Annotated in this window: 11 protein-coding genes; 4 read left to right on the plus strand and 7 right to left on the minus strand. The window is 55.9% G+C overall.

Annotation, left to right across the window (positions count from 1 at the left end; translation table 11 throughout):
* Window positions 1-102: 102 nt before the first annotated feature.
* The 3 genes from HMPREF0372_RS03520 to HMPREF0372_RS03530 form a co-directional block, all read right to left on the minus strand.
* The gene (locus HMPREF0372_RS03520; protein WP_007489030.1) at window positions 103-375 is read right to left on the minus strand and encodes a hypothetical protein; all 273 of its coding nucleotides are present in this window, start codon (window positions 373-375) and stop codon (window positions 103-105) included.
* A 1-nt stretch (window position 376) separates the two neighbouring features.
* Complete coding sequence (locus tag HMPREF0372_RS03525) at window positions 377-1,663, minus strand: DUF362 domain-containing protein (RefSeq protein ID WP_007489031.1); 1,287 nt, start codon at window positions 1,661-1,663, stop codon at window positions 377-379.
* A gap of 168 nt (window positions 1,664-1,831) precedes the next feature.
* Window positions 1,832-2,737 (minus strand): 3-hydroxyacyl-CoA dehydrogenase family protein, encoded by a 906-nt coding sequence (locus HMPREF0372_RS03530; RefSeq protein WP_039996612.1) that lies wholly within the window; start codon window positions 2,735-2,737, stop codon window positions 1,832-1,834.
* Window positions 2,738-3,580: 843 nt separating this feature from the next.
* Between HMPREF0372_RS03530 and HMPREF0372_RS03535 the strand changes: the two genes are divergently transcribed.
* Entirely contained in the window at window positions 3,581-5,155 is a 1,575-nt protein-coding gene (locus HMPREF0372_RS03535) for a sigma-54 interaction domain-containing protein (protein ID WP_007489035.1), read from the plus strand.
* Window positions 5,156-5,239: 84 nt separating this feature from the next.
* Here the strand turns inward: HMPREF0372_RS03535 and HMPREF0372_RS03540 are convergent, their stop codons facing one another.
* The 3 genes from HMPREF0372_RS03540 to HMPREF0372_RS03550 all read right to left on the minus strand — a co-directional run bounded on the left by HMPREF0372_RS03540 (window position 5,240) and on the right by HMPREF0372_RS03550 (window position 9,128).
* Window positions 5,240-6,538, minus strand: coding sequence for an MFS transporter (locus HMPREF0372_RS03540; RefSeq protein WP_007489036.1), 1,299 nt, complete (start codon window positions 6,536-6,538; stop codon window positions 5,240-5,242).
* Between the two features lie 231 nt (window positions 6,539-6,769).
* Window positions 6,770-7,936, minus strand: a complete 1,167-nt coding sequence (locus HMPREF0372_RS03545; protein WP_007489039.1) for an iron-containing alcohol dehydrogenase — start codon at window positions 7,934-7,936, stop codon at window positions 6,770-6,772.
* 13 nt (window positions 7,937-7,949) lie between these two features.
* Complete coding sequence (locus HMPREF0372_RS03550) at window positions 7,950-9,128, minus strand: thiolase family protein (RefSeq protein WP_007489041.1); 1,179 nt, start codon at window positions 9,126-9,128, stop codon at window positions 7,950-7,952.
* 233 nt (window positions 9,129-9,361) lie between these two features.
* On the opposite strand from HMPREF0372_RS03550, the gene HMPREF0372_RS21170 reads away from it, so the two are divergent.
* The 3 genes from HMPREF0372_RS21170 (at window position 9,362) to HMPREF0372_RS03565 (ending at window position 11,653) form a co-directional block, all read left to right on the plus strand.
* Window positions 9,362-9,574: a 3-keto-5-aminohexanoate cleavage protein gene (locus tag HMPREF0372_RS21170; RefSeq protein WP_007489042.1), complete on the plus strand. Its 213-nt coding sequence runs from the start codon at window positions 9,362-9,364 to the stop codon at window positions 9,572-9,574.
* Window positions 9,544-9,849: a hypothetical protein gene (locus HMPREF0372_RS20255; protein WP_163390276.1), complete on the plus strand. Its 306-nt coding sequence runs from the start codon at window positions 9,544-9,546 to the stop codon at window positions 9,847-9,849. Before HMPREF0372_RS21170 ends, HMPREF0372_RS20255 begins: the two co-directional genes overlap by 31 nt.
* A 385-nt stretch (window positions 9,850-10,234) precedes the next feature.
* Complete coding sequence (locus HMPREF0372_RS03565) at window positions 10,235-11,653, plus strand: sigma-54 interaction domain-containing protein (RefSeq protein WP_007489045.1); 1,419 nt, start codon at window positions 10,235-10,237, stop codon at window positions 11,651-11,653.
* Here the strand turns inward: HMPREF0372_RS03565 and HMPREF0372_RS20305 are convergent.
* Window positions 11,634-11,994 (minus strand): hypothetical protein (locus tag HMPREF0372_RS20305; RefSeq protein WP_207635671.1); only part of this gene is annotated, 361 nt, incomplete at its 5' end. The two genes, HMPREF0372_RS03565 and HMPREF0372_RS20305, sit on opposite strands and share 20 nt — an antisense overlap.

An 11,994-nucleotide genomic window follows, 5' to 3' on the forward strand; every position in this document is an offset into this window, starting at 1 on the left:
GGGGATTGCCGCGGCCGAAGGGATGGGACAGGTCAACAAGTACGGTCTTGCCCATAGTATAAGACTCCTTTTCTTTATGATTAAAATTGAGTTGTAACAAAATCAGGAACAGACGGCGGGCTGAAAATGAAGATCTGTGGCGGTCTGGATCATCTCATCCCAGGTGGAAAAGCGGGTGCTCTCCTGCACGAAACGGTCCAAAAGCGCGTCGTCATAGATGAGACAGTCGGAATTCCAGTTTACAAAGACAGCGCTGGAGTAGCGAAAGCCCTCAAAGGACTGGAAACGGGTATTGGCCTGCATGAAGGAATCGTCAAAGATTTGCATCAGCAGGTCCTTCATTTTCTGGGGGTAGTCCACATATTGAAAAGCCATATCAACCTTCCTGACTGCCGTAGAACTTCTGAGCCTGTTCCTCCACGTACTTACGCCACACGGGCTGGTCGGCAGCCATACGGGGACGGATGTACTCGCTCATCTGGCCGCCCTTGCCGTGGACCAGCTCGCCGTTGCTGATGGACATATACAGCAGAGGCTCAGAGGGGGGGCAGCCCTCGATGTGGATGGCGTTGGGGTGCTTCTTCAGGTATTTGCGGGTACAGTTGCCGTGGAGCACCAGCTTCTCGTCGGGTACCTCGTCGGGCAATTCATTTTTTCCGCCGGCCACAACCACGAAGTCGGAGCGGCGCTCGTAGTCGCCGATGGCCTTCAGAGTCTCCATGTTGATGGCCAGCAACGCCTGGCAGCTGGAGCAGGCGCCATCACACAGCACCTTGTACTCGGGCCAACGGGTGCTCATATCACCGATGTAGGGAACCCACATTTTCTTATAGCATTCGGCGACGGTGGCGCCCACAACGTCAATGTTCTCCCGCTCGGTGATACCCAGTCCGGTCTCGGCCGCCACCCGGAAGTAGTCCACCGCCTCGGCGTCGATGCCGACCAGATCGCAGGCGATCAGGTCCACGGCCACGGGATCGGAGGACCCCAGGATGCAGCCCACTTCAATGGGAACGGGGGTGTGGGGGGAGTAGCCGCTGGCGGGACGGATGGCGTCCACGATGTTGATATCGGCGCGGCACACGCTCCACACATCCATCATAGCCATGGTCAGATTCTGCTGGTGCATCTGCAGGTGTACAGCATCCTGCACCACACCCTTAATATTCTTCAGGGCGCAGGAGAACACCATGCTGGCGTGCGCCTTCAGGATGGGCAGGTTGATGAGATGATCGGCCTCCAGCAGGCGGCGGGGCAGCTTGACATGATGGAGGTTGGAGCGGTAGCCGCGGACAGCCACATTGATCAGGTCCTTGTCGGCCTTAATATCGTAGAGCTCCACGCCCTCCTCGCGGGCCACATCGGCTATGCCAGAGACCTCATAGCATTCCATGGTATCGCAGCCGATGGCGGCAGCCTCGGCAATAACAATGCTCTTGGGATTGGCTTTCTTGACTTCGCGGATGACTGCGCGGACGACCTCGGGATTGGTGCAGACCGAAGTATCGGCGGGGGAAGCGTGGCCGGCGTTGGGCTTGAGCATTACAGTGGTGCCGGGCTTGATCATGTTTGTTACGCCGCCCATCAGGTCAAAGACCTTGGTGACGCTGTCCTGAATACTGGCCTCTTTGGCCAGAGCAACCAGCGCTTTCTTGTCAGACATACTCAGTTCTCCCTTCAGTTCTTGGTAATCTCTATTTCCATCAATGGATTATGCAAGGCTGATGCCAAGTGTAATGAGCCGCTTTTTGCTAAATTGCAGGGGGATTTGGGGCGTGTTGTTGCAGAAATAGGACAATACACAATTGCTTGTTGCAGCGCTGAAACAAACTTAGAGTAGCTTATGAAGCTTGAGCAGCTCGGCGAAGGCGTAATCCCGGAATTTGCACACACTGTCGACCGTGTTGCCAATGGAGGGATCCCGGTTGGCGATCTCCTCGTCAACCCCTTGGGCGTATACCTCATTCCAGGGGGTTGACTCCTCGCCGTATTTATCGGCAATGGCCCGGAAGCCGCCTTCCACGCCCAGACTGATAGTGAGCAGCTGGCCGGTGACCGCCATACGCATGCCGGGGCCGAACATAATTGCCTTGTCCATGTCCTCCACAGAGCATACGCCGTCCCGCACGCACTCCTTGGCGGCATCTAGTGCGGCCCAGGAAAGGCGGTTGACAATAAAGCCGTAGATCTCTTTTTTACACACCACGGCCACCTTACCCATGCCAGTGTAAATCTCCTTGGCCTTTTCAATGGCTTCGGGGGCGGTCTGCTCACCGCCGCACAGCTCGATCAGAGGCAGCAGGTAGGCGGGGTTATAGGGGTGGCCCACCAAGATAGATTGGGGATAGAGGGAGCCCTCCTGGAGCTTGGTGGGGAAGAGCTTGGAGGTGGAGCTGCATATAATGGCGTCGGGACCCGTGACTTTCTGAATGGTGGCATAGGTGGATTTTTTCAATTCCAGCCGCTCGGGGATGCATTCCTGCACGAAATTAGCGCCCTTCACGGCATCCTCCAGATCATTCGAGAAATGACAGGCATTTAGTGCGGCATCGGCCTGCTCTCTGGTGGCGGCGCCAGCCCCAACTAGAATATCCAGGATATGGATGATGTTCTGGCGCATTTTCTCATGAGGCACCACATCGTAGAGAACCGTCTGATAACCGTTCAGCATGGCGTTGGCAGCCAAGCCGGCGCCGATCATACCGGTGCCTACAAAAACTGCTTTGATATTGCCCATGTCACTTTCCTCATTTCTTTGTTTGTTATCCAGGGCGTCTATGGTTACTGCGTCCTTACGAAAAGAATAAAGCAAACGACGTGCCAAATATTTGAGCATTAAACAAGGCTACAAACGGCTTATTTTAATCTGGCGTTGCAAAATGGAATCAAATTGGGACAGTGAATGGCGCTGTTATTGCAAATATGCAACAGCAGCGCCGGTGAGAAAACAAGTAGTTAAAAGCAGAAAGATATAGAAGTTTCTGTTTGTTCCTAAAATAGGTTTTATGTGGAATCCTGTCCCTGTCTGTGATTTTTCTGGAGGAGCGTTGACAAACGAGTTGTAATGCTGTTAAATTAGTGAAACACAAGGAGGGCCTATGTAAGGCTTTCATTTTAAGGTTGATTCGCACAAGTGTGTTTATTGTGCCCGGTGCATCCAGCCCTGAGCTTCAGTGATCCTGTATTTTGATGAATCGGGATTGCCGGCCATAAAGCAGAAGGCCGACGGCGTTGTGTGTGGGGAATGGCTGCTGCGGCTGTCAGCACTGCATGGCAGAGCAGGCGGCTCTACCCTGGCAGCATCAGCAAAAGCGACTGGGAAAAGCAGTTGGAGTGAGAGCCGGGCCCGCAATCCCGGCGTCATGTTTTTTGTCACTGCGCCCCATATCCTTGTGATCCACTCATAACGGGAGTGAGGACAGTGGAGGACTGGTCCGGTATTACAGCCTGATTCTGGGTTTTGGCTATCTGGAATATCGCTATGCCTGTGGCGTACAGCGGGAGGGGACCGCGGAAATCAGGGAGCTGAACCTCTGAACGCCTTTGTACCGATGGAAAAGATGGATAAAGGAGAAACGTAATGAACCAGTATTCGGCCATACGAGAGGTGCGGAGGCTTCTCAGAGCAGTAATGGAGCAAAGCCAGCGACCGGAACTGATTGAACAGTTGGAGGAGATTGACGTCCGATTAAAGGCGTTTCATGACCGGGGCATTGATTTTAAAGAAGTGGTGGACGGGCTGGATGACAGCATCATGATTACCGATGCGGAGGGGACGGTGTTGTACATCAACCCTGCCTACACCCGCAACACAGAGATTACAGAGGAGGACGTGCTTAATCGGGATGTCCGTAGCCTGATTGGCAAGGACAAACTGTTTACCGGCGGCGCGGTGACCAGTGTGCTGGAGAGTGGGAAGAGCGCCTTTCGGCTCTCCACCACTTACAAGACCGGGGAGCCGTTGGTGGGCTATGTGGTGGGGACGCCCATCTTCAAGGAGGACGGCAGCCTACGCCAGGTAGTGGCTTGCAGCCGGCCCATCGTGACTCTCAGCTCGTTGCAGGAGGATTTTGAGGCATTTGTTAAGGAAATCAATGCCATCCACCCCAAGACCATCACCACGGACTCAGACAAGCATCTGTCGGAGGGAATGATAGGGAAATACGGCTCCTTGAAGCAGATCGACACTCTGCTGGACCGGGTGGCGCCCACCGATGCCTCGGTCCTCATCACCGGCGAATCCGGCGTGGGCAAGGAGGTGGTAGCGGACGAGATCTACCGCCGCAGCCTGCGGAAGAACAAGCCCTATGTAAAGATTAACTGTGCCTCAATCCCGGGACATCTGCTGGAGTCGGAGCTCTTTGGATATGAGAAGGGGGCCTTCACCGGAGCCAACACCAAGGGCAAGGTCGGCCTGTTTGAGTACGCTAACCACGGTACACTTATGCTGGACGAGATTGGCGATACGCCCATGGACCTACAGGTAAAACTGTTGCGGGCCATCCAGTCCCAGGAGATCACCCGCATCGGCGGAACCCGCCCCATCAAGCTGGATATCCGCTTTCTGGCACTGACCAACGCAGACCTAAAGAAGAAGGTGGCGGAGGGGAGTTTCCGCCAGGACCTCTACTACCGGCTCAATGTGATCCCCATTGCTGTGCCGGCGCTGCGGCAGCGCACAGAGGATTTTGAGGAGCTGTGCCGGCACTTTATTCATCGCTTTACCAAAAAATATGACCGGACCTTTTGCCTGACGGAATGGCAGATCGACTATATGAAACGCTATCAGTGGCCGGGCAACATCCGGGAACTGGAGAACGTGATGGAGTACCTGATCCTGTGCAGTTCCGGTATCGGCCGCATTGAGGACGATGTGCTGAGAGGTCTGCTGAACGTGCCGGAGGAGAACCTGGGGCCACAGCCGGCAGCGCCCGCAATTGTGGAGTGTGCACAGGAAGAGGAGCCGGAGGAGCTGCCGCCGGAGGACCTGGACTTCAACACCGCAGTGGCTGGATTTGAGAAAAAGCTGCTGGAGCAGGTGCTGAAGGAATCGTCCAATCTACGGGAGGCCAGCCGCAAGCTGAATATTAACGCCTCTACCATCTGCCGCAAGATCAAGCAGTATGGGATTGACTACGAAAACCGCAGAAGCTGATTCAAATAGAAAGCAGCAAGGGCCGCCCGATTATTCCGGCGGCCCTTGCTGCTTAGAGAGAGATTGAAATAGGCGGGGAACGGATTACTTCATCAGCTCCTGCTCGGTAGCCACGTCCTTGTTGTACCTGGTGGGATGGATGATGGCGGTAAGGATCATGTTGACCACAAGCAGGCCGATGTAGAAGATGTAGGCGCCCCGCAGGCTGCCGGTGACCCGGATGGCGAAGGCGTTAACCTGGTAGTTGGTCATGAGCACAATCTGCATCAGGGGGAAGAACACAGAGTTGACCATGGTGAAGCCATGGCGGCCGAACACAGAGGCGGGCAGGGACACGATGAAGTTGGCGGCGGCGCCCACGGCAATGCCGATCATAGCTACAGACACATACACACCGATTGTGGTGTCAGTACAGTTGATGGCCAAGGCGATGCAGTACCAGATCAGGAAGAGGATAATGGCCTTTTTGACGCCGAACTTCTGGTCAATGGCGCCGAAGAGGTAGGAACCGCACACGCCGATGATGGCGCACACCGTCATCAGGCCCACAGCGGCCTCCTGAGAGAAGCCCAAGCTGGTATTGCGGACCACCAGTTGGCTCATGACGCCGGTGGTCACCAGCTGGTTGATGCCGATGATGAGGGCGCACAGCCACAGCTCCTTGGTTTTCAGCAGCTTACCGGCAGTCCAGCCGCCGTTGTCCTCGCTGTTGCCCTGGAAGTACTCCCGCTCATAGACCTCGCGGGTCACGTTGTCAGGATACATGCCGCACTCCTGGGGGGTGTTGCGGACAAGAACCAGGCCGATGATGCCCAGCACGATGGCCCCCACCGCCACGTAGCTCATGCCGTTGGCAAAGCCGAAAGCGCCGATGGTGAAGGAAATCAGAGGCACATAGAAGGCGGAGCCGCAGTTATGGCCCATGGTGGTGAAGCCGTTGGCCAGACCCTTCTTCTTGGGGAACCACTGGGCAATCAGGGTGTTGCCGGCGATGTAGGCTGCGCCGTTGATAAAGCAGGTTACCAGGGTCAGGGCAATGAAGTAGGTGGTCAGGGTGGTGCTGTGCCCCAGAAAAATGTAGGACAGGCCGGCGCCGATCAGGCAGACGCCGGACAGCAGCCGGGGGCCCACGGATACGTTGATGCGGGCGATAAGAATATAGGCCACAACACCGATCATGCCGGCCCAGGTAGCCACGCCCAGCACCTGGTCGTAGGCGATGCCGGTGGACTCGGCGAAGGCGGGAGCTACGATGTTCAGGCCGTCAATGGAAAAGCCGATCAGAAAGAAGAACATCAGGGCCTGGTACAGGATGATGCCCCAGCCTTTGGAGAACTTCATGCTCATATTTTCACTGGCGATTTGGGAACTCTTTTTACTCATAGGTTACTCACTCCTCTTTTGTACTGTAGATGGTCAGCCTTGGCTCTGTTGTACCGGCTTGCGCTGGCGGCAAGACTTGCCTCCTCTCTCTCCATTTCGTTCAACAAATAGGTTAAGAGCAAAGTTGATGCCAATAAAATACGATAAAATTACATGATAGAAAGGCCCTGGACAGAAGGATAGCTACGCATCCGTTGCACGGCGGCAACAGGCATTTTTGCTTTGCAACAGCTATCCCCGGGCCAACTGTAGGAGGCTGACTACCGCGCCGTAGTCCAAGGCCCGGAAGTTGCCGCCCAGCGTTCCTGCCATATCGGGCAAAGCCAGCCGCGCCAGGTGCTCAATGGAAACGTCGCACAAACCAGCCTCCCGAAGTGTAACCGGAAGGCCTGACGAGCAGAGGAAGTCCTGAAACGCGGAGATGCCGTTTTGGGCGGTTTGAATCTGGCTGGGACAGGAGGGGACCTGCCAAACCAGGGTGCAGAAGTCGGCAATGGCCTCGGTTTCATCGGTGAGCATATACTTGCACCATGCGGTCATCAGGATACCCAGGGCCGCACCGTGGGGCAGGCCCAGCTCGGTGGTAAACACATGAGAGAGGGCGTGACAGGCAAAGTCCCCCTCAAACCCCAGCATATTACTGTGGGCCACGGTGGAGGCCCACATCAGTTGGCTGCGGGCATCATAGCTGTCGGGGTGAGCCAGCGCCCGGGGCAGCTCTGTAATCACAGTGCGCATCACCGCCGCACACATCTGGCTGCGGAGGGTGCCCTGCTGCCCCTTGTGGAAATACCGCTCAAAAGCGTGAGAAAAGATATCTACCGCGCAGGAGGCGGTCTGTCGGGGCGGTAGTGTATAGGTGAGGACTGGATTCATCAGTGCGAAGCGGGGGCGGGTCAGAGGCTCGTCCAGGGCCGCCTTTTCGTGGAGGACATCGTGGCAGAGGACAGAGACCCCGTTGGCCTCACTGGCGGTAGCGGCGGTGGTGAGCACCACGCCGATGGGCAGGGCCCGCTGAGTTTGGGCTTTGCCGCTGTATAGTTCCCATAGGGGGACGCTGTTTTTGGCACCCAGGCTTATGGCCTTCGCGGTGTCGATCACACTGCCGCCGCCCACGGCCAGCAGCAGGGTGATCTTTTTTTCCTTGGCCAGCCGCCGGCCTTCCTCCGCAGTGGAAAGGGCCGGGTTTTCCTGAATACCGCCAAAGAGGGTGACCGTAAGGCCGTGAGCCTCCAAATCGGCGGTGAGTCTGCCCAGCAGGCCGCTGCGGCGGATGCGATCGCTGCCGTAAAGCAACATGACGTTGGGACCAAAGGGGGCAGAGAGCGCCCCGGCATGGGTTTCCGCATCCCGGCCGAAGATTACCTGGGTGGGAAAGGAAAAGGTAAAGTTTTTCATGGAAGTATCACAGTCAGGCCATCTTGATAAGCACGGCGGTACCCATGCCGCCTCCGGCGCACAGGGTGGCCAGGCCGTATTTGCCGCCCCGGCGTTTCAACTCGTAGAGCAGGGTGACCACCAGACGGCTGCCGGTGGCGCCCACAGGGTGGCCCAGAGAAATGCCGCCGCCGTTGACGTTCAGCTTGTCCTCGTCGATGCCCAGGGTGCGCTGGCAGGCCACACACTGGGCAGCAAAGGCTTCGTTGATCTCGAAGAGGTCGATATCGGACACGGTGAGGCCAGCCTTCTCCAGCACCTTCTGGGTGGCGCTGATGGGGCCGATGCCCATCAGGTCGGGGGAAACGCCGGTGGTGGCCACAGCGACTACGCGGGCCAGGATGGGCAGTCCCAGCTTTTTGGAAAGCTCCTCCTCCATTAGCAGAACGCCGGAGGAGGCATCGTTCATGCCGGAGGCGTTGCCGGCGGTGACCCGGCCGTCGGCCTTAAAGGTGGGCTTCAGCTTAGCCAGCTTCTCCAGGGTGGTGTCCCGGCGGACGTGCTCGTCGGTAGTAATGACGGTGTTCTCCCTCTTGCCATGGACGGTGATGGGGATGATCTCCTCCTCGAATTTGCCTGCGTCAATGGCGGCGGCGGCACGCTGCTGGGAGCGGAGGGCATACTGATCCATGTCCTCCCGGGTAACCCCGTAGGCATCGGCCACGTTTTCGGCAGTGATGCCCATAGAGGGGCCCACGCCCAGGTTGGTCAGGGAGTCCCACATGGAATCCCGCAGCTCCATGTGGCCGTACTTCTTGCCGTAGCGGGCGTCAAACACCATAAAGGGAGCGGCGCTCATGCAGTCGGCACCGCCGGCCATAATGCACTTGGCCTCCCCGGCCATGATCTGATAGAAGCCCAACTGAATGGAGGACATGGAGGAGGTGCAGTTGCGGTGGACGGTGATTCCGGGCACCGTGTCGGGGAGGCCGGCCTTGATGGCGGCCACGCGGGCCAGGTTGTTCTCCAAATAGGTGCGCTGGTAGTTGCAGCCCCAGATCACATCGTCGATGAGGGCGGGGTCCACGCCGGAGCGCTGGATCAGAGCCTGCATCACCGGGATGGACAGGTCCAGGGCGGTCAGGGTCTTGAACTGACCGCCGATGGTGCCGATGGGGGTGCGGCAGGCGGATACGATTGCAACATGATTCATACAGAATAACTCCTCTCAAGGTGTGGTGGGATTGGTTCTTTGAATATAAACTGCAAGTCAGATGCCAACAATTTTGCTTGATTTTTAGGAATAAACCTCCCACCTAACACTGCGATGATGCGGGGATGCAACAAGAAGGGGGTACAAGCAGGTGTGCTTGTTCCGAAAGTGCAATAGCGGAGGAGAGCAAAGCTGTAAAACCCGGCTGCGGGACGGAAAACAGACGGGTGGGCATGGTGGACAATGTGATGTATATCAGGAACGTACCGGCTAAGAGCAACGTCCGGTTTGTGGAGCGGGCAAAGCGGGTCATCGAGGAGTACGGCAAGCAGGCCGCCACCCCTGACGAAGCCCGGGAGCTCTTAAACCTGAACATACAGGTGTATTTATTTAGGAAGAATGGTGGTGTCCACCGGTGGACACCACCATTCTTCGGTCCAACCTAAACAGCGCGCGCATGACCTGCGGCTTGGCCCAGAGGCCGGAATACCGGGATCTGATGACTGCCGCCTCCAAGCTGACCGGCGAGCGGGTAAACCGCTCCACCCACAACCACAGCGTAAGGGGGCGGGAGGCCGTGTGTGCCGGCGTGAACTACTGCGGCAGCCCCGGATGTGACTTGGTGTTGGTGGTGCGCGGCTACCAGATAAGGTGTGCGGATATCGGATGGGTAACAGGGCGGAACGTCCTCTATCTCTGGATTGCGGAGGAGTTCATGTAGCTGCGATAGGACAGAAGTCCGCATCAAAGACGGCCAAGAAAGATGCAGAGCGGTACCCATCCGTCCACAAAGCAGCCTGTGGCGGGCTGGTGCGCATTGCGGCTGGTTATTGACAAGGCGCTATTTGACCAGGTTCAAACGCGCCTGTGCAAGCGGAAGCAGTGCTATTTCAGCAAGGTGAACTGCGGGGCTCTCTTTTGAAAGCAGGCGAACAGCAGGATTCCCTGCCTTTGCTGTCACCCCCATAATGTATTTGTCAGACATTTAGAGCAAACCAATGCTTTTTTAAATAGTGATTATGGTTTCATGCATTTCGCACAATTTAAAAGTATGATATAATAATATACCTAGATAATGCGGTGATTAGCGGAAAGGGTAGGTGGCCATGCAATCAGGAAAAGGCGTTGTTCATCTGACAGAACTGGAAAGCGGGGACTATAAAAGTATCTGTGAAAACCTTTACGACGGGATACACATCACCGACGGTACGGGTACCATTCTGTTCATTAACAAGGCCTATACCCGTACAACTGGAATCCTCCCGGAGGAGCTGTTGGGGCGGAAGGTATCGGAAATTGAGGCGGAGGGAATTCTTTATACCGGCTCTGTAACAGAACGCGTGCTGGCTCAAGGCAAGAGAATCAACTCTGTGGCCACAATTCATCGTTTGAATAAAGAAGTACTGGTGACAGGGACGCCGGTGTTTGACGAGGAGAAGAATATCAGGCTGGTAGTAACCAACACACGGGACTTCCCGGAGCTGAAGCGGCTGGAGGCTCAACTATTGGCTTTGGAGGAAAAGCAGGAAAAAGCAGTTCAGGAACTGGCCTATCTCCGCAGCCAGCAGGCGGGCGATAAGCAGACGATCTACCACAGCGCGGCCATGCGGGAAGTGATGGAAATTGTGCGGAAAGTTGCGCCGACGGATGTCACGGTACTTATCACGGGGGAATCTGGTACGGGTAAGGAACTCATCGCCAACGAGATTTATCAGAACAGCGACCGGTGCGGCAAACCCTTTATCAAACTCAACTGTGCCGCTATCCCTGCTGAACTGTTGGAGTCTGAACTATTCGGATATGAGGAGGGGGCCTTTACGGGGGCCAAACGAACCGGAAAAGCGGGCATGTTCGAGTTGGCCAATACCGGAGTTCTTCTTTTGGATGAGGTTGGGGATATGCCCATGGCACTCCAGGCCAAGCTGCTCCGGGTACTTCAGGAGCGCAGCCTGGTGCGTCTGGGTGGCAGCAAGACGATAGATTTGGATATCCGGGTGATTGCAGCCACCAATAAGGAATTGCTGACACAGGTGCGGCAGGGGAGGTTCCGGGAGGATTTGTACTATCGGCTCAGTGTGGTGCCTATCGAACTCAAGCCCCTTCGGGAGCGTCGGGAGGACATTCCGGTACTGGCCAGGCACTTCTGTGAGCTGTATCGGCGTAAATACGGAAAAGAGACCGAACTCTCCCCAAACGCCGTGGCAGAGTTAGCCAAGTATGACTGGCCTGGCAACATCAGAGAGCTGGAAAATCTGGTGGAGCGGCTGGTGGTTACCGACAGTGTGGGTGAAATTGGTGGCTGCCAGGTTGCGTCGGCGCTGAATTTTTCCGGTACCGCGGTACCGGAGGCTGGCCCTCAAAGGGCCAGCCTCAAAACTCAACTACAGACCTTTGAACGTGAATTGATCCTCGGAGCTCTGGAGCGGACTGGTTCCCTTCGCAAGGCGGCGGCCAGCCTGGGGGTAGAGCATTCTACTCTTGTAAAAAAATGTAAGAGACTGGGGATTAGCTCCGCAAAACGGTGATTTTTTTGACCACTATGGTGAATTTTTTCCGACTCAAGGAATATAACATTTTTAAATTTCTATAATCAGCATAACTTGCCCAAGTTTTCTGGTCTACATGTGGATAAAGTACAAGGGTTGTATAGGGAGGAGAGAGAAGGGCCTGGTGATTATTTTCACCAGGCCCTTCTCTCTCCTCCTTCTCCTGTACCGCTATAATTCCTTGCGGCTCAGTAGATTCCGGGAAATCTATAAGGAATATATAAAATTGGCACGAAAATTGCGGAAGTAAATTAGTAAATTTGTAGGAGGAGGCAAAACCATGAGCGAGCTGAAGAACAAGACGATCATCACTGTGGCCA

The sequence above is a fragment of the Flavonifractor plautii ATCC 29863 genome, assembly GCF_000239295.1.
GTDB classification, from domain to species: domain Bacteria; phylum Bacillota; class Clostridia; order Oscillospirales; family Oscillospiraceae; genus Flavonifractor; species Flavonifractor plautii.